Origin of the sequence: Pseudomonas sp. RC4D1, from assembly GCF_018390395.1 — a bacterium.
Taxonomy (GTDB): Bacteria; Pseudomonadota; Gammaproteobacteria; order Pseudomonadales; family Pseudomonadaceae; genus Aquipseudomonas; species Aquipseudomonas danubii.
The window spans coordinates 1,393,994-1,411,294 of the sequence record NZ_JAHBAW010000002.1; the positions used below are offsets into that span (position 1 = coordinate 1,393,994).

15 protein-coding genes are annotated in these 17,301 nt (G+C 59.1%); 5 read left to right on the forward strand and 10 right to left on the reverse strand.

The genetic code is table 11. From position 1 onward, the window contains the following. Positions 1-495: 495 nt before the first annotated feature. Positions 496-3,390, forward strand: a complete 2,895-nt coding sequence (locus KHO49_RS21935; RefSeq protein WP_213665820.1) for a ribonucleoside-diphosphate reductase subunit alpha — start codon at positions 496-498, stop codon at positions 3,388-3,390. 337 nt (positions 3,391-3,727) lie between these two features. Here the strand turns inward: KHO49_RS21935 and flgE are convergent, their stop codons facing one another. The 6 genes from flgE to KHO49_RS21965 all read right to left on the reverse strand — a co-directional run bounded on the left by flgE (position 3,728) and on the right by KHO49_RS21965 (position 8,759). After that, positions 3,728-5,071, reverse strand: a complete 1,344-nt coding sequence (gene flgE, locus KHO49_RS21940; RefSeq protein ID WP_110594738.1) for a flagellar hook protein FlgE — start codon at positions 5,069-5,071, stop codon at positions 3,728-3,730. 29 nt (positions 5,072-5,100) lie between these two features. Further along, positions 5,101-5,832 (reverse strand): flagellar hook assembly protein FlgD, encoded by a 732-nt coding sequence (gene flgD, locus KHO49_RS21945; RefSeq protein WP_102860710.1) that lies wholly within the window; start codon positions 5,830-5,832, stop codon positions 5,101-5,103. Between the two features lie 15 nt (positions 5,833-5,847). Beyond that, positions 5,848-6,291: a flagellar basal body rod protein FlgC gene (gene flgC, locus KHO49_RS21950; RefSeq protein ID WP_102860709.1), complete on the reverse strand. Its 444-nt coding sequence runs from the start codon at positions 6,289-6,291 to the stop codon at positions 5,848-5,850. Between the two features lie 3 nt (positions 6,292-6,294). After that, positions 6,295-6,702: a flagellar basal body rod protein FlgB gene (gene flgB, locus KHO49_RS21955; RefSeq protein ID WP_110594740.1), complete on the reverse strand. Its 408-nt coding sequence runs from the start codon at positions 6,700-6,702 to the stop codon at positions 6,295-6,297. 252 nt (positions 6,703-6,954) lie between these two features. Continuing rightward, positions 6,955-7,782, reverse strand: a complete 828-nt coding sequence (gene cheR, locus KHO49_RS21960; protein WP_011062744.1) for a protein-glutamate O-methyltransferase CheR — start codon at positions 7,780-7,782, stop codon at positions 6,955-6,957. A gap of 44 nt (positions 7,783-7,826) precedes the next feature. Next, complete coding sequence (locus tag KHO49_RS21965; protein WP_102860707.1) at positions 7,827-8,759, reverse strand: chemotaxis protein CheV; 933 nt, start codon at positions 8,757-8,759, stop codon at positions 7,827-7,829. A gap of 75 nt (positions 8,760-8,834) precedes the next feature. Between KHO49_RS21965 and flgA the strand changes: the two genes are divergently transcribed. From flgA to KHO49_RS21985, 4 genes are all read left to right on the forward strand, one after another. Then, on the forward strand, positions 8,835-9,596 hold the full coding sequence (gene flgA / locus KHO49_RS21970) for a flagellar basal body P-ring formation chaperone FlgA (RefSeq protein WP_110651462.1): 762 nt from the start codon (positions 8,835-8,837) through the stop codon (positions 9,594-9,596). Positions 9,597-9,747: 151 nt separating this feature from the next. Then, positions 9,748-10,065, forward strand: coding sequence for a flagellar biosynthesis anti-sigma factor FlgM (gene flgM / locus KHO49_RS21975; RefSeq protein WP_102880583.1), 318 nt, complete (start codon positions 9,748-9,750; stop codon positions 10,063-10,065). A 48-nt stretch (positions 10,066-10,113) separates the two neighbouring features. Further along, positions 10,114-10,581, forward strand: coding sequence for a flagella synthesis protein FlgN (locus KHO49_RS21980; RefSeq protein WP_110651461.1), 468 nt, complete (start codon positions 10,114-10,116; stop codon positions 10,579-10,581). Between the two features lie 96 nt (positions 10,582-10,677). Then, positions 10,678-11,424, forward strand: a complete 747-nt coding sequence (locus KHO49_RS21985) for a flagellar brake protein (RefSeq protein WP_102860703.1) — start codon at positions 10,678-10,680, stop codon at positions 11,422-11,424. Between the two features lie 57 nt (positions 11,425-11,481). Here KHO49_RS21985 and KHO49_RS21990 read toward each other — a convergent pair whose 3' ends face one another. The 4 genes from KHO49_RS21990 to KHO49_RS22005 all read right to left on the reverse strand — a co-directional run bounded on the left by KHO49_RS21990 (position 11,482) and on the right by KHO49_RS22005 (position 16,802). Next, on the reverse strand, positions 11,482-12,852 hold the full coding sequence (locus KHO49_RS21990; protein ID WP_102880584.1) for an MFS transporter: 1,371 nt from the start codon (positions 12,850-12,852) through the stop codon (positions 11,482-11,484). 73 nt (positions 12,853-12,925) lie between these two features. Continuing rightward, positions 12,926-14,167, reverse strand: coding sequence for a glutamine synthetase family protein (locus KHO49_RS21995; RefSeq protein WP_213665995.1), 1,242 nt, complete (start codon positions 14,165-14,167; stop codon positions 12,926-12,928). Between the two features lie 344 nt (positions 14,168-14,511). Next, entirely contained in the window at positions 14,512-15,201 is a 690-nt protein-coding gene (locus tag KHO49_RS22000) for a sensor histidine kinase (protein WP_102880585.1), read from the reverse strand. Then, positions 15,198-16,802 (reverse strand): tetratricopeptide repeat-containing response regulator, encoded by a 1,605-nt coding sequence (locus tag KHO49_RS22005; protein WP_102860699.1) that lies wholly within the window; start codon positions 16,800-16,802, stop codon positions 15,198-15,200. The genes KHO49_RS22000 and KHO49_RS22005 overlap by 4 nt, the downstream gene beginning before the upstream one ends. Between the last annotated feature and the right edge of the window lie 499 nt (positions 16,803-17,301).

Below are 17,301 nucleotides of genomic sequence, written 5' to 3' on the forward strand. Positions count from 1 at the left end.
AGGACTGCGGCCTGCGCGAGTTTTACCCAGCCCATACACAATTTACGCACAACCTTATCCACAGGCAGCACGTTGCAATCAGCCCCCAAAACGCATTATCTTGTAGCCCGCCGGCCAAAAACACCTATATCTAGGGTTTTACGCAAAAAACCAAACACACTTCAGACAAGAAACTCAAGCCCTTTTCTTGCCCCGTTTGGTGGAACCAATCGCTGTTTCAGAAGACCAAGACCGCGCGTGCGGATGGCATCGTTTTCCACCCTGTCCAGGAGAAAGCGGTACGGGTGTTGCAGCAACAAGACTGTCACCCACCAGGAATAAGGTGCCGAGCCCAGGCTCGACACCATGACTTCGGCATGGAAGCGGCGCCAATAGCCCCCTTCCTGAACTGTCCCGAAGTCGTTATGCCCGGCCTCTGCCGGCTGTAGTGCTTCAGGACGGAACGGTGGGCACCTCATTGGTGCCCAAACAAACATAGAGAACGTGGAGACACCCATGCAAACCGACACAACTCGCGAGAACCCGCAGGCCAATGCGCCGCAGGCCGCCGATTCCAACCTGGATCTGTCTGCTACCGCCCCTGGCCAATTGCGCGTGATCAAGCGAAACGGCACTGTCGTTGCTTACACCGATGACAAGATCACCGTCGCTATCACCAAAGCGTTCCTCGCAGTTGAAGGCGGCACTGCCGCTGCCTCGTCGCGAATCCACGACACCGTGGCGCGCCTGACCGAACAGGTCACCGCGACCTTCAAGCGTCGCATGCCTTCGGGCGGCACCATCCACATCGAAGAGATCCAGGACCAGGTCGAACTGGCCCTGATGCGCGCCGGCGAGCAGAAAGTTGCCCGCGACTACGTGATCTACCGTGACTCCCGCGCCAAGGAACGTGCCACTCGCTCCAGCGGCGAAGAGACGGTACAAGCCCACCCTTCGATCCGCATCACCCGCGCCGATGGCAGCTTCGCTCCTCTGGACATGGGCCGCCTGAACACCATCGTCAGCGAAGCCTGCGAAGGCCTGGAAGAAGTCGATGGCGACCTGATCCAGCGCGAAACCCTGAAGAACCTCTACGACGGCGTGGCCCTGAAAGACGTCAACACCGCCCTGGTGATGACCGCCCGCACCCTGGTCGAGCGCGAGCCGAACTACTCGTTCGTCACCGCCCGCCTGCTGATGGACACCCTGCGCGCCGAAGGCCTGGGTTTCCTCGAGGTCGCCGAGAGCGCCACCCATCACGAAATGGCCGACCTGTACGCCAAGGCACTGCCGGCCTACGTCGCCAAGGGTATCGAGTTCGAATTGCTGAACCCGGTGCTGGCTGAGTTCGACCTGGAGAAACTCGGCAAGGCGATCAACCACGAGCGCGACCAGCAGTTCACCTACCTGGGCCTGCAAACCCTGTACGACCGTTACTTCATCCACAAGGACGGTATCCGCTTCGAACTGCCGCAGATCTTCTTCATGCGCGTGGCCATGGGCCTGGCAATCGAAGAGAAACAACGCGAAGACCGTGCCATCGAGTTCTACAACCTGCTGTCGTCCTTCGACTACATGGCCTCGACCCCGACCCTGTTCAACGCCGGTACCCTGCGTCCACAGCTGTCGAGCTGCTACCTGACCACCGTCCCGGACGACCTGTCGGGCATCTACGGCGCCATCCACGACAACGCCATGCTGTCGAAATTCGCCGGCGGCCTGGGCAACGACTGGACTCCGGTACGTGCACTGGGTTCCTACATCAAGGGCACCAACGGCAAGTCCCAGGGCGTCGTCCCCTTCCTGAAAGTGGTCAACGACACCGCTGTAGCCGTGAACCAGGGTGGCAAGCGCAAGGGCGCTGTCTGTGCCTACCTGGAAACCTGGCACATGGACATCGAAGAGTTCATCGAGCTGCGTAAGAACACCGGTGATGATCGTCGTCGTACCCACGACATGAACACCGCCAACTGGATCCCGGACCTGTTCATGAAGCGCGTCTTCGATGACGGCAAGTGGACCCTGTTCTCGCCGTCCGAAGTACCGGACCTGCACGACCTGACCGGCAAGGCCTTCGAAGAGCGCTACGAGTACTACGAAGCCCTGACCGAGTACCCTGGCAAGATCAAGCTGTTCAAGACCATCCAGGCCAAAGACCTGTGGCGCAAGATGCTCTCCATGCTGTTTGAAACCGGCCACCCATGGCTGACTTTCAAAGACCCGTGCAACCTGCGCAGCCCGCAGCAGCACGTGGGCGTGGTCCACAGCTCGAACCTGTGCACCGAGATCACCCTGAACACTAACAAGGACGAGATCGCCGTCTGCAACCTGGGCTCGATCAACCTGCCGAACCACATCGTCAACGGCAAGCTGGACACCGCCAAGCTGGAACGCACCGTGAACACCGCCGTGCGCATGCTCGATAACGTGATCGACATCAACTACTACTCGGTGCCGCAAGCGAAGAACTCCAACTTCAAGCACCGTCCAGTGGGCCTGGGCATCATGGGCTTCCAGGACGCTTTGTACCTGCAGCACATCGCCTACGGTTCCGACGCTGCCGTCGAGTTCGCCGACAAGTCCATGGAAGCGGTCAGCTACTACGCGATCCAGGCTTCCTGCGACCTGGCCGACGAGCGCGGCGCCTACGAGACGTTCCAGGGCTCGCTGTGGTCCAAAGGCATCCTGCCGCTGGACTCGCAACAGATCCTGATCGAGGCTCGCGGCCAGAAGTACATCGATGTGGACCTCAACGAAACCCTGGACTGGGCACCGGTTCGTGCCCGCGTGCAGAAAGGCATTCGTAACTCCAACATCATGGCCATCGCACCGACCGCGACCATCGCCAACATCACCGGCGTATCGCAGTCGATCGAACCGACCTACCAGAACCTCTACGTGAAATCGAACCTGTCGGGCGAATTCACCGTGATCAACCCGTACCTGGTTCGCGACCTCAAGGCTCGCGGTCTGTGGGACTCGGTGATGATCAACGACCTGAAGTACTACGACGGTTCGGTGCAACAGATCGAGCGCATCCCGCAAGAACTCAAAGAGCTCTACGCGACCGCCTTCGAAGTGGAAACCAAGTGGATCGTCGACGCTGCCAGCCGTCGCCAGAAGTGGATCGACCAGGCTCAGTCGCTGAACCTGTACATCGCCGGCGCCTCGGGCAAGAAGCTGGACGTGACCTACCGCATGGCTTGGTACCGTGGCCTGAAAACCACTTACTACCTCCGTGCCCTGGCCGCTACCAGCACCGAGAAGTCGACCATCAACACCGGCAAGCTGAACGCTGTCTCCAGCGGCGGCAACCACGGTGACGACTCGGTCCTCGCAGCGCCTGCCGGCCCTGCTCCAGTGCCGAAGGCTTGCGCCATCGACGAGCCGGATTGCGAAGCTTGCCAATAAGCTGAGCTGACAGGCGCCCATGGCGCCTGTGCCAACCCCCGATAGGCCTGCGGCTTATCGGGGGTTTTCTTTTGCCCGCAACAAAGCTGTAGAAGCCGGCTTAGCAATGAACAAGCCTCACCATCCAAGCGTGCGCAAGCCTCAAGGACGCCTTCACTGGCAAGCCAGCCCCGACAACAAGCCAGCCACCTGCGATACAAGCTTGCACGCCTGCAAAGCCCCCCCACCAGCGCACGCCTACGAACCCACCACCAATAAAGGAACTGGATGGCAGCAAACAGGCATGAAAAAGCCCCTCATCGAGGGGCTTTTTGTGTAGCGCTCAAGCGAACCGGTATCAGGTCATCTGGATGATGGTCTGCATGATGGTGCTCTGAGTGGAGATGGTCTTGGCGTTCGCCTGATAGTTGCTCTGCGCCTTGATCAGGTTCACCAGCTCGTTGGTCAGGTTGACGTTGGACTCTTCCAGGGAGTTGGATTGGATCGCTCCCAGGGTGCCGGTCTTCGGTGCGTCATAACCTGGAATACCGGACGAGTAGGTCTCTTTCCACTGAGTGCCGCCTACCGGCTGCAGACCTTGCTCGTTGGTGAAGCTGGCCAGGGAAATCTGACCGATCGCCTTGGTCTGCTCGTTGCTGAAGTTGGCCAGCATCACACCGGTGCCATCGATGGTCAGGCTGCTGATCTGGCCAGTGGAATAGCCGTTCTGCGCGATGATCGAGCGAGTGCTTTCGCCGAACACCGAACCGGTTTTGGTCATGTCGATGCTGACACCGTTCGCCGCAGGCTTGGCGCCGTTAGGGGCGAATACGCCATTGGTGACGGTACCCGGAGTCCAGGCGGCAGCCGACATGACAATTTTGTTGCCGGCTATGGTGTACGGCGTAGTCCCTGGCGCAGCTGGCGGGGTAATGGTGCTGAGCTTGCCCGACGAGTCGAACGTCATGGTGATCGGCGACTGGTTGGCCATGGTGAATGCAGTACCGTCCGGGTTGCGACCATCAATCAGCGTGTAGGTTTGCCACTCATTGGGGTTCGGCGTCTTGATCATGTACTGATCCATGACGTGCTTGTTGCCCTGAGAGTCATACACCGGGGTACTGAACGACTTGGTGTAGGTGGTGTTGTCGGTCGGATTGAACACATAGGCCGGAGCGGTCGAGGCCACATTGATCGGAGTCGAATCGGAGTTCAGGTTGATCGTCGAGGAGATCGAGTCGGTTGGCTTGGGCGCCAGGTTCGAGGTATCGATCCGCAGGTCGGTCAGTACACCGTTGATGATCTTGCCGTTGGCATCTACGGCATAACCTTGCAGGCGCGCAGTGCCATCACTGTTGGTGATGAAGCCTTCCTTGTCGGTCTTGAAGGTACCGGCACGGGTGTAGGTCAGCGAGCCATTGGTGCTGAGCACGAAGAAGCCCTGCCCCTGAATGCCCATGTCCAGCACGTTGCCGGTGTTGTTGATATCACCGTTAGTGAACTGCTGAGAAACGTTGGACAGGCGTACGCCGTTACCAATCACCTGAGTACCGCTGCCCAGCTTGGTGGCCGAGTAAACGTCGGAGAATTCTGCGCGGGAAGACTTGAAACCGGTGGTTGCGACGTTGGCGATGTTGTTACCGGTGACGTCCAGCTGTTTGTTGGCAGCGTAGAGACCGCTAAGGCCGATATTGAAAGACATATTCCACTCCTTGTGCCGGTTAGTCGGCTCTAGATACCAATGGTTTGTACTTTGGACAGGGCAATCGGGCTGCTCATCCCTGCCAGGTTCAGCATCAACTCTCCGCCGGTCTGGCTGATAGTGACGCTGTTGACCGTCGCCGGCAGGTAGGTGATCAGGTCAGTGCCCTTGCCATCAATGGTGGTGCTGGCCTTGAAGGTGTAGTTACCCGGGGCCGCCTTGGTGCCATCGGTCATGGTGCCATCCCAGACAAAACTGGCGTTGCCGGCCTTCTGGCTGCCCATGTCGATGGTCTTGACGGTGTTGCCATCCTTGTCGGTGATGGTCACCTTGACCGAGCTGACGCTGGACGGAACGGTCACCGAACCGGTCATGCTCTTGCTGGTGTCAACCTGTGTGGTGCCGGACTGGACGATCACCGAGCGACCTACCAGGGACGAAGCCTGCAGAGCCTGAGACGACTTGTAATTGCCAGTGATGGAGTTCACCGAGGTATTAAGGGTCGTGATCCCTTCCAGGGTGGAGAACTGCGCCAACTGGGCAACGAACGCACTGTTGTCCTGTGGATCCAGCGGGTTCTGGTTGTTCAGCTGGGTCACCAGCAACTTGAGGAACGCGTCCTTGCCCAGGGCCTGCTTGCCGGTGGCGCTGTTCGTCGCTGCCGCCAGGCCATCGGCGCTGGTGGTGTTCGCGGTCTTCTTCGACGAGTTGGCCAGTACATCCTTGAGGGACGGACCGCTGGTGGTATCAGTAACGCTCATTGGCTTCGCCCCTTATCACTGACCCAGGGTCAGGACCTTCTGCATCATGGTTTTGGCGGTATTCATCATTTCAGCGTTGGTCTGGAACGAGCGACTGGCGGAAATCATGTCGGCCATTTCTTCCACCACGTTGACATTGGGGTAGAAGACGTAGCCCTTGGCATCTGCAGCCGGATGATTCGGTTCGTAGCGAGCTTCCAGATTGCTCTGGTCTTCCACCACGCCCAGCACCTGAACACCTTGGCCTGCAGCATCCTGGTTCTGGAACAGCGAATCGCTGCCACCGCTCTGGGCGCCCTGGAACATGGTGGCAAACACCGGATGACGAGCGCGGTAAGTCTGGTCGATGCTCGACGACACGCTCTCGGCGTTGGCGATGTTACTGGCGACGGTGTTCAGACGAGTGGTCTGAGCGCTCATGCCACTACCGGCAATATTGAAAACACTGGCAAGGGACATGGATTACTCTCCGCGCAGGGCTGCAACCAGCCCTTTGAATTTGCTGTTGAGCAGCGTGAAGCTGGCTTGGAAGTCCACCGAGTTCTGTGCGTAGCTCGATTGCTCCAACTGGGCATCCACGGTGTTCTGGTCGATCGAGGGTTGCATCGGCGTGCGATACAGCAGCGATTCGGCGCCACTGCTCAGGCCCTGGGCTTCGATATGCCGGGTGTTGGTCATGTTCAACGCGAAGCTGCCGCTCTTGACCTTTTCGTTCTGCTCGGCGAGCACAGCGGAGAAATCCAGATCCCGAGCCTTGTAGTTCGGGGTGTCGGCGTTGGCGATGTTGTTGGCCAGCACTTCGGCACGCTTGGCGCGAAAGCCAAGAGCTTGTTCGTGAATACCGAGCGCTTTATCGAAGCTGATGCTCATGTCGGAAACCTTTGGGTGACCTGATTTTTCGTAACCTTGACTTAGCAAGCTACGTGCCAAGTCAAAGACCCCCATAAATCAAGGCTTCTACGGCAGCGGCAAGGCGGCAATGCCAGAAAAGCGGCAATGGATTTCCGCGAAACGCCGGCAAAGCGGCAATCGACCTGCCGCTTTTCGCCCGGCCACCCGATAAAATGGCACCCACAAAAAAGGAGGCCCTGAGGCCTCCTTTTCTATTGCTGCAACCGCCCATCATTTCGCCTGGTAGATGATTCCAGGGCTGCATTGCACCATCTGATAATGATCCGGCAGACCATTGAGCGCTTCGGAAGCGCCCAGGAACAGGTAACCACCAGGCTTCAGCGTGCTGTGAATGCGCATCAGGATGTCCTTCTTGACCTCAGCCGAGAAGTAGATCAGCACATTGCGACAGAACACGATGTCGAACTTGCCAAGGCTGGCGTAACTGTCCAGCAGGTTGAACGAGCGAAACTCCACCCGGCTCTTGATCGGCGCCTTGACCACCCAGCGCCCCGGCCCTTTAGGGTCAAAGTAGCGCTGCAGGCGCTCGGCCGACAAACCACGGCCGATGGCCAAGCTGTCGTATTCGCCGGTCTTGCAGTTATTGAGCATGGTCCCGGACAGATCGGTAGCAACAATCTGCACCCCCATCTTCAACTGGCCCATGTTGCTGCGCTCGAACTCATCGATGGACATCGACAAGGAATAGGGCTCCTGCCCCGACGAGCATGCCGCCGACCAGATCCGCAAGCGCTGATTGGGGCTGGCCTTGATGGCTTCGGGAAGCACCTTGTTCTTCAATACTTCGAAGGGATAGGTGTCACGAAACCACAAGGTTTCGTTGGTCGTCATCGCATCCACCACCATCTCGCGCAATCCGCTGCGCGGCTGGGTCTGAATCCGCTGAACCAGCTCACCCAAGGTTTTGATGCCTTGCTGTTCCATCAGTTTGTTGAGACGGCTCGAGACAAGATATTGCTTGTTTTCCCCGAGCAAAATACCACAGGCTTTTTCCAGGAAGACCCGGAACTGTTCAAAATCCAAATTACCCGTAGACAATGCTGCCGCCTCTTAAATCTTATGTTCGCCGGGGGCTGATGCCCTCAGCTGTGGTCTGCTGCTTTGATCCGGTCTACTACCCGGGATGCCAGGTCGTCAGGACGGAACTTGGCAAGGAAGTCATCGGCACCGACCTTCTTCACCATCGCCTGATTGAACACCCCTGACAACGAAGTATGCAGGATGATATGCAGCTTTTGCATGCGTGGATCGCTACGTATCTCGGCCGTGAGGGTGTAACCGTCCATTTCGGGCATCTCGATGTCGGAAATCATCATGAGGAATTCCTCTTCCGGCTTCTTGCCCTCATCCACCAGCTTGCGCAGGTAGTCCAGCGCCTGCCGGCCATCGTTCAGCGCCACCACCTCGACACCCACAGTCTGCAGGCAGCGAGTAACCTGCTTGCGCGCCACTGACGAGTCGTCAACGGTCAACACCCGCAAGGAAACAGCCTTGTGCTGAGTCTCGACGTCAACCACGCCCACCGAAATAGACTCGGAGGTGGGGGCGACTTCCGCCAGAACCTTTTCAACGTCGATGATCTCGACCAACTGGTTGTCCACCCGAGTCACCGCCGTCAGGTAGTGATCACGCCCCGTGCCCTTGGGCGGCGGATGGATCTCTTCCCAGTTCATATTGACGATACGCTCCACCGAGCGCACCAAAAACCCCTGAGTCTTGGTGTTGTACTCAGTGATAATGACGAACGGATTGCTCTGATCCTGCAACCCCCCCGAACCTGTGGCCATTGCCAGATCCAGGATCGGAATGGTCGCCCCTCGAATATTCGCGACACCGCACACCACAGGGTTGGATTTGGGCATCAGGGTCAACTTGGGGCATTGCAGCACCTCGCGAACCTTGAATACGTTGATCCCGTAGAGTTGCTCACCGTCCAGACGGAACAGCAGCAACTCCAGGCGATTCTGCCCAACCAATTGCGTGCGCTGGTTTACCGAATCCATTACACCAGCCATGCCCAGACTCCCCAAAGCTTTAAGATCCGACGCACGCTCATCACTAAACGGCACGGCGCTTGCTTTTTAACTGTTATGAACGCCAAAACGACATTTTTCCGACGCCTGACATCCCCCTACCGCGCATTGCTCTGCGGGATGTCGGCGCTATGTATCCTAAACCCTGGCGGCCCTGCCGTTGCTGATTCGGTCACCCTGCCTGATCTACTTATCGGCGTCACTCAAGGGTTTCTTGAATTCACGGTAGAAGACTACCTGGCTACCAGTCAAACGGAAGGACGCTACGAAATCCAAGTCAACCAGCTGGATCCGCGTATGCGCATGCCTGCTTGCGACAAGGAATTGACAGCGAGCCTGGAAAGTCCAGCACAGCCACTGGGGCGGGTAACGGTCAAGGTCCGCTGCGAGGGAGGCTCACCCTGGACGGTGTTCGTGCCAGCCCAGGTCAAACTGTTTCGCGAAGTGGTCACCACTTCGCGCCCACTCAAACGCACCGGGATCATCGAGCCAGAAGACGTGGTATTGCGCGAGAGAGATATCAGCCTGAACAATCAGGGCTACCTGACTTCCGTGGACCAGGCCATTGGTCAGAAACTTGTCCGACCAATGGTCGCCGACCAGCTTGTTACTCTGGGTCACCTGGAACAGGCTGAAGTAGTACGCAAGGGCGATCAGGTAGTGATTTCGGCACGTAGCGGCACCCTGAACGTGCGGATGCCGGGGGAGGCACTGTCCAACGGCGGCCTGAGCGAGCAGATCAGGGTCAAGAACCTGAACTCGCAACGAGTGATCAAGGCTCGCGTCACCGCGCCGGGGCAGGTGGAAGTGGCCATGTAGATAACTGGCGCTCGACTCGCTCGTTCCCTAAACTGTGGCCGATAACGGGTCGCAGATACCTGCGCTGGCTCGTCGACAATCGAGCCTAAAGTTTTTCAGGGTATGGCCGAAAACATGGCAAGCGTCCAAATACCCAGAGGTTTTCTTCATCATGGTCATCGACTTCAGCCGTTTAAACAGCTCCCCCTCACTGACAGGCAGTACGCGTACCAGCGCCAGCAAGGAAACCGGCGATGCCGGCAAATCCGCTGCGCTGACGACTGCAGCCGAGACCAGCAAAAGCGGGGAATCGGTACACCTCAGCAATGAGGCTCAACAGTTGCAGAAAATCACCGACAAGCTGCGCGATCAGCCTGCTGTCGACAAGGCCCGGGTGGCCGAGTTGAAGCAAGCCATTGCCGATGGCAGCTATAAGGTCGACAGCAACCGTGTAGCCAGCAAACTGCTCAACTTCGAAGCCCAGCGCTAGCCACAGGCTTGCGCCAGGCTTTTGGACGCTTAATCCCCAAGGCCAGCCATGCACGACATCAATCTACTGCAACTGATCAATGACGACCTTGCTCCAGCTCAACAACTGCTGGAGCTGCTCAGAGCCGAATCCATTGCCCTGCACGGCCGCGACATGCCGCTGCTGGAGGATATCCTGGCGCAGAAGCAGGCCCTGGTCATATTGCTGGAACAGCATGGCCGTAAGCGCACAGAGATCCTTGCCAGCCTGAACCTGCCGAGCAATCGTGCAGGCCTCGAAGAACTGGCCAGTCACTCCAGCCTGGGCGATCAACTGCTCGAGCAGGGCAACCTGCTGACCCAGTTGCTCGCCGACTGCCAGGCCACCAACGAACTCAACGGCCGCTCGATCCAGATTCAACAGGCCACCACCGCCAACCAGCTGAAAATCCTCAACGGCGGCGAACCCCCAGCTCTTTATGACGCCCGCGGCTCTACCTCTATGCTTGCGAAGCCCCGCCCACTCAGTCAGGCTTAAGCCCCAAAAATGAGCGCGCGCTATCAAGCCGTGAAACATGCTGGCAAAATGCCAGACCCTGCGTGTAGTTGTATTTTGTCTGGAGATTGATGAACCGTGTTCAACGCCTCAAACGCGGAAGATGCTCCGCAGCCACCTAAGGTGTTCACCACTGCGTTGGAAATTTCCTCCAACCTGCGGCTGCTGCAAGAGAGCCACGACCCGCTGATCATCACTTTCCATGAGCGCAGCCAGCGCTTCCAGAGCTATCTGGTGGAAGTGGACCGCGACAGCAACATGATTGCCCTCGATGAAATGATCCCCCGCGACGGTGAGCGATTCATGCTGGCGGGCGAGCCATTTCGTGTTGAAGGCTTTCATGAAGGCGTGCGCATCGCCTGGGAAAGCAACGGCCTGCCGACCCTCGACGAGTCCAATGGCGGTCGCTGCTACCGGGCCACCCTGCCGGACGAAGTGGTTTACCACCAGCGCCGCAACGCCTTCCGCGCTGCACTCAAGCTGGCGCAACTGGTCGACATCGAACTCAGCGGCGAAAAACTCAAGTCCCCTCTGACCGGCAAGCTGCTGGATATTTCCGCTACCGGCTGCAAGTTGCGCTTCGACGGCGATATCTCTTCGCGCCTGCAACTGGGCCAGGTGTACGAGCGCTTTATTGCCGCCCTGCCCTTCGGCAGCATGACCGCCCCGGTCGAACTGCGTTACCTGCATCACGAGGAACGTATCGACACCACCTTTGCCGGCGTACGCTTTCACAACATGAGCGGCCTGGTGCAGCGTCAGGTAGAGCGCTTCGTCTATCAGTTACAGCGTGAAGCGCGGCGCTTCGACAAAGACGATCTCTGAGCCCCACGCTCCAATGAAAACGGGCAGTGCCTTGCGGCAACTGCCCGTTTCTCGTTTCTAGGGCCGAGCCCCGCTTAAATGATCCCGAGCGCATTCATCGGGCGGCGCCTCATCCGGCGCTTGCGGCGTCTCAGGCTCCGCGGCAGGCGCGGCGTCCGGCGCGGGCGCGGTCTGCATCTGATCCTGCACCACCTGCTCATCCACCCGTGGATCGAGGGCCGCCACCAGAGGTGAGCTGGACATGCTGTCCGGCATGGCGACGTGATGCAACGGCGCATCATCCACCTGATGCAGATTGGTCACCGCCTTCGGCCGGATCCTCCAGACCAGGACCAGGGCAAAGAAGCTGAAGAAGGCATACAGCATCTGACTGCCGAACAACTTCATCAGCACCCCAGCCGCCAACGGACCGATGCTCGCCCCCACGCCATAGGTCACCAGCAGCATCGCCGTCAGCGACACCCGACGATCACTTTCCACGTGGTCATTGGAGAAAGCCACCGCCAACGGATAGAGACAGAACTGCACCAGGGAACAAAGGAACCCGAGGACAAACAGCATCTCCAGGGGGACCGACGGCAGGATCGCCAGAGGCAGGGCCACCACCGCCAAGAACAGCGCGAAACAGCGAATCAGCAACGCCCGATCATAGCGATCGGACAACCATCCCAATGGCCACTGCACAACCAGACCGGCAAAAATGCAGCTCCCCATGAACAGACCGACCTGCTCGGTACTCAAGCCCTGCTGCGACGCATAGAGCGGCGCAAGGCCATAGAAGGAACCCACGATCAACCCCGATCCCAGCACGGTACTCAGGGACTGGGGAACTCGCTTGATAAAGAAGCGCGGCTCCATCGGCGCCGGATGCAGAGGCGCCGGGTGAATACGCCGGGTCATGGCCACCGGCACCAGGCACAGGGCAAAGCACAGGGCCACCAGCATCAACAGTTCCAGCCCCAAAGCGGGATGCATGACCAGAATCAACTGACCCAGAACCAGCCCCAGGTAAGAGGCGATCATGTAGCCGCTGAACACCAGCCCGCGCTGATTGGCGTCGGCCTGCTCGTTGAGCCAGCTTTCGATGACCATGTACTGGCACATCATTCCCAGGCCGACGATCATCCGCAGCACCAGCCAGGCCGGCAGCCAGTCCACCAATCCGTGCCCGAGCACCGCCGCCCCGACGATCCCGGCACAGGTAGCGTAGGCGCGGATATGCCCGACCCGGGCAATCAACCGGTGCCCCAGCTTGCCCCCCAATACCAGGCCGAAATAGTTGGCCGCCATCAAGGCACCCACCCACAGGCCATCGACATGGTCGGCGGCCAGGCGAAGAGCCAGATAAGTGCTGAGCAGACCCGAGCCGATCAACATCATCAGCGAGGCGAAATAAAGCGCTCGAAAGGATTTCCAGATTTGGCGCATCGGCGTTCCGAGCGGCTCCTTGAATGAGGTGTCGGACCCTTGGCAAATCAGGGCCCGACCAGCGACGGTTCGGTTATGCCTGGGCCGCTAGCACACGCCGCTCCCAGGGAGTGATTTCATCAAAGAAGCTGGTCAACTCCATGGTCTTCGAAGCGATGTAGCCTTCGATGAACTCAGTGCCGAACAGTTCCCTTGCCAACTGACTACGCTTCAGACGCTCCAGCGCCGCATGCAAGGTACAAGGCAGCGACAGATTGTCCGGAACCTCGAACTCGCCCTGGATCGCCGCCGTGGGTTCAAGCTCATTCTCGATCCCGTGCAAGCCCGCTGCCAGGCTCGCGGCAATCGCCAGGTACGGATTGGCGTCCGCGCCCGGCAGGCGATTCTCTACCCGTCGCGCCACCGGCGAACTGGCCGGAATACGCAGCCCCGCAGCCCGATTGTCATGGGACCAGCAGGCATTGTTCGGCGAAGCGTAAGGATGGCACAAGCGCTGATAGGAGTTCACGTTGGGCGCGAACAAAGCGGTGAACTCCGCCAGCCCGGCCTGCAGCCCGCCGATGAAATGGCGGAACATCGCCGTCGGCTGCCCGGCATCGTCACTGAAGACATTACGCCCGCTGCCGATCTCCACCAGGCTCTGGTGAATATGCATCGAACTGCCCGGTGTATGCGCCAGAGGTTTGGCCATGCAAACCACGATCAGTCCGTGCTTGAGGGCCACTTCCTTGAGCAGGTGCTTGAACAGGAAGGTCTGGTCTGCCAGCAACAGCGGATCGCCGTGCAGCAGGTTGATCTCGAACTGGCTGACACCCATTTCATGCATGAAGGTATCGCGAGGCAGGCCCAGGGCCGCCATGCACTCGTAGACTTCCTTGAAGAACGGCCGCAGGCCGTTGTTGGAGCTGACACTGAATGCCGAGTAGCCCTCCTCCCGTCGACCGTCCAGGCCTACCGGTGGCCGAAAAGCCTGTGCCGGATCGTCATTGGCGGCGAACACGAAAAACTCCAGTTCCGTAGCCACCACAGGCGCCAGCCCCAGGGCCGCATAGCGTGCGATCACCTGCTTGAGTTGGCCGCGGGTGGAGAGTCGCGAACTTTCGCCACTGAGCTCATCCGCGTCACAAATGGCCAGAGCCCGCGGCGTCTGGCTCCAGGGCAGACGATGAATCTGCCGAGGGTCGGCATTGAGCGCCAGGTCGCCGTCGTCGCTGCCGTAAAACCGTGCCGGCGGATACCCGCCCATGATGCATTGCAGCAGCACCCCGCGAGCCATCTGCAAACGCCGCCCTTCGAGGAAGCCCTCGGCTGTCATCACCTTGCCCCGCGGCACGCCATTGAGATCCGCAGTGACGCATTCAATCTCATCAATGCCCGTCAATCGCTCGGCGAGTGAACTGTGGCCATCGGTTGTCATGACTCAATCCTTGTTGTTATACGAGCCGCGAACGGCGACCCGTACAAAATACGCATCACCCGTTCAGGATTTCAAGCAGGCAAGAATAAAATCCCGGGAAGGCGCGAACTCCCGGTGAGCAACCCACACGTCACGGCCAGCACCGACTCTGAAAAAGAAGAAGGGAACAGCCCCTGATAGGGGCTGGCCAGCCTGATAACACCTGGCCGCCGCAGCCTTCTGCGAGCACGCCAATCAGACACTCAAGGCAAGTACAGCTTGAACAGCCCGCCGCCTAATGGACCGCCGTTGCTGATGCGGGTGTGTCCGCATACGCCATTGCGCTGATGCAACTCGGCAATGCGCCCGGCGAAATACAGCCCCAGCCCGGTGCTGCCGCTGCTCTGATTGATGCCCTGCACATAATCGGCCTGACGCTCGATCATCGCTTGCGGGTAGCCGTCGCCGTCATCGTTGATGGACAGCACCACCTGCCCCTCTTCATCACTGACCGTGATCAACAGCGCATGGCGGGCATAACGCAGCGCATTGTTGATGCAGTTGGCCAACACCGAAGCAATCAGCTCTCGATCGAAGAAGCCCAGGGGACTCAAGGGATCGACCTCATAGGTGGCAGAGATTCCACGACTCTTGAACACATCCTGATGGCTCACCAGTTGCGCTTCGATGAAATCATCCAACTCGTGGTAAGCCGGTTGCAGCGGCAACTGGTTGACCCCTAGCTTGTACAGCCCCAAGAGCTGCACCAGCATGCCGTTGAGGTGAGCGAAGTGGTAATCGATCACCCCCTGTTCCGGCGCCAGTTGCGTCTCGGGCTGACGGGCCTGCCACTGGGCATGGGCCTGCATCAGCATGGCCAGGGAATTTTTCATGTCATGGACGGTGGAGGCAATCACCGTGGAGAAATCGAGCGCCTGTTGCTCTTCGTTCATTCGCCAAACGCCTTGCTTCGCAGCTTCTGGTAGCGCGCATAACGCGCATCGGTATCGGGCATCATGCCCACCATTTTCAGGCACGCCTGGCATTCTTCCAGGAGCGCCGCGTCTGTCTTGGGGTCTGTGCCGTGCAACAGCGACTGCGCCATGTTCAGGGCAATACTGATGTTCTTCGGCTGCATGGCCAAAGCCTTGCGGAACAGCTCCCGAGCCTCGCTCAGATTACCCGCCTTGTAGCTGCGCACCCCCTGGCGGTTGATGTCGGCCGCCGCATTGGACGAACTGAGAATAGTCGGATCATCGGTGAGCTTGGCGATGTTCTGCATGACCTTCGGATCGTCGCCGTAGATTTCCGCACAGTTTTTCAACATCGACGCACCGGCACTGGCCTGCCCCAACATCTGCAGCTGCTTGGCCACCAGCAATGCCGCTTCGGGACTCATGAACTGCTCCATGCCGTCCAGGCGCATCAACGCCTGCTCGGTGAGCTTCTCTGCGGTTTCCGCATCATTGAGCAGCAGGCTGGTGGCCTTCATCAAGCGCGCACGAATCTGCAGTCCGGGGTCGGTGGGGTTTTCCTTGGCCACGGCACTCAGGGTCTGGTTGATCTCCAGGCGGGTGCGGGTGTCCAGGCCCTTTTCACTGCCCTTGCTGATCAAGGCATGGGCCAGGCCAAGATTGCTTTCCGGGTCCTTGAAGCGCGACTGCGCGCCCTGAGATACAGCCTGCCGATAAGCCCTGGAAGCGCTGTCGAAGTCTTCGTTGGCCATGGCCAGCTTGCCCAGCAGCGCCTGACGACGCACCGCCAGCGGTGACAGGCGCACTGCCTCCTCCAGCACATGCTGGGCACGCTTGGTGTCGCCTTCAGCCACCAGCACATCCGCCAGTCCGTCGTAGAGCCCGGGCATCATCGGGAAAGCCTTGAGAGCCTTTTCATAGACGGCCTTGGCTTCGCCGACCTGCCCGCGCTTGAAAAGCAGGCGACCCAGGCCGACGTAGGCCCAGGGCAAAGGCCGATCCGCGAGAATACTGTTATACAGGCGCTCCAAAGGCTCGTTCTGATGCATGTCGCGCAGGGCATCCGCCCGATAGCGCAGGCACAACGGCGCGTAACGCGGGTCCTGCTTGCACAGGGCGATGCAGGCGTTGAGCACTTCCACCGGCTTGCCCCGATCAAGGGCTTGAAGAATCGGCTTGAGCAGGGTCTTGCGCTGCTGCAGCCGCTCCAGGCGCTGGGCCAGACCGGAACGGTTGAAGGGCTTGGTCAGATAGGCATCGGGCTCGTGCTCCAGGGCACTGAGTACCATGGCCTGACTGCTCTCGGCAGTGACCATGAGGAACACGCTCTCATGACTGATGAGCTTTTCCAGCATCAGGTCTTCCAGCACCTGCTGGCCGTTTTTCTTGCCGTCGCCCAGATGATAGTCCTGGAGGATGAAGTCATAGCGCTTCTGCGCGCACATGCGCAGGGCCTGTTCGCCGGTGTCGGCGGTGTCCACGTCCTTGACGCCCAGCTCACGCAACATCGAACGCACCGAACTGCGGAAGTCCGAGAAATCATCGACGATCAAAAAGCTCTTTTGGTGGTACGCCAGCATCGAAGATTCCAGGCAAGTAAGAAGATCAATCCAGGGACAGCAGGACCCGCCCGGCTTCGCAGCCTGTTTTTGGCGCGCAGATAATAGCTGCTGGCCACGGGCTATCAAGCACTTTCAAGTCGACCTGTGATGCAGATCGCCACTTGGGAACACAATTGTCCACTGAAGGTATCGGCCGGATTCGCCATTCCCTTATAGAGGCCAGACAGCATTTGCCGCCTGATGAAAAAAGTCCTGGCCCTTCGCTGAAAAACACTTAGGCGGCGTGCTCAAACCTTGGATTCCGAAACATCACCTGATAGCGTGCAGCGCCTCAAAGCCTCGATCGTTTTTGCTCCGCAATGCTGGTCCTGCATGCAGGATCGGCCAGCCGGCAAAGGTTCCATCAGTCGCAAGCCCCACAGGCTTGCAATCCGGGTGTCGAAGGATCGGCATGACGCCCGACGGCGGTATCATCGACGAGCAAATGCCGGTCTGCCAGGCAGTGCATCAAGGGATG

Coding starts and splice junctions, on each gene's coding strand:
- KHO49_RS21935 (WP_213665820.1), top strand. CDS start 496: ATGCAAACCGACACAACTCGCGAGAACCCGCAGGCCAATGCGCCGCAG.
- flgE (WP_110594738.1), bottom strand. CDS start 5,071: ATGTCTTTCAATATCGGCCTTAGCGGTCTCTACGCTGCCAACAAACAG.
- flgD (WP_102860710.1), bottom strand. CDS start 5,832: ATGAGCGTTACTGATACCACCAGCGGTCCGTCCCTCAAGGATGTACTG.
- flgC (WP_102860709.1), bottom strand. CDS start 6,291: ATGTCCCTTGCCAGTGTTTTCAATATTGCCGGTAGTGGCATGAGCGCT.
- flgB (WP_110594740.1), bottom strand. CDS start 6,702: ATGAGCATCAGCTTCGATAAAGCGCTCGGTATTCACGAACAAGCTCTT.
- KHO49_RS21965 (WP_102860707.1), bottom strand. CDS start 8,759: ATGGCTGGTGTAATGGATTCGGTAAACCAGCGCACGCAATTGGTTGGG.
- flgA (WP_110651462.1), top strand. CDS start 8,835: ATGAACGCCAAAACGACATTTTTCCGACGCCTGACATCCCCCTACCGC.
- flgM (WP_102880583.1), top strand. CDS start 9,748: ATGGTCATCGACTTCAGCCGTTTAAACAGCTCCCCCTCACTGACAGGC.
- KHO49_RS21980 (WP_110651461.1), top strand. CDS start 10,114: ATGCACGACATCAATCTACTGCAACTGATCAATGACGACCTTGCTCCA.
- KHO49_RS21990 (WP_102880584.1), bottom strand. CDS start 12,852: ATGCGCCAAATCTGGAAATCCTTTCGAGCGCTTTATTTCGCCTCGCTG.
- KHO49_RS21995 (WP_213665995.1), bottom strand. CDS start 14,167: ATGACAGCCGAGGGCTTCCTCGAAGGGCGGCGTTTGCAGATGGCTCGC.
- KHO49_RS22000 (WP_102880585.1), bottom strand. CDS start 15,201: ATGAACGAAGAGCAACAGGCGCTCGATTTCTCCACGGTGATTGCCTCC.
- KHO49_RS22005 (WP_102860699.1), bottom strand. CDS start 16,802: ATGCTGGCGTACCACCAAAAGAGCTTTTTGATCGTCGATGATTTCTCG.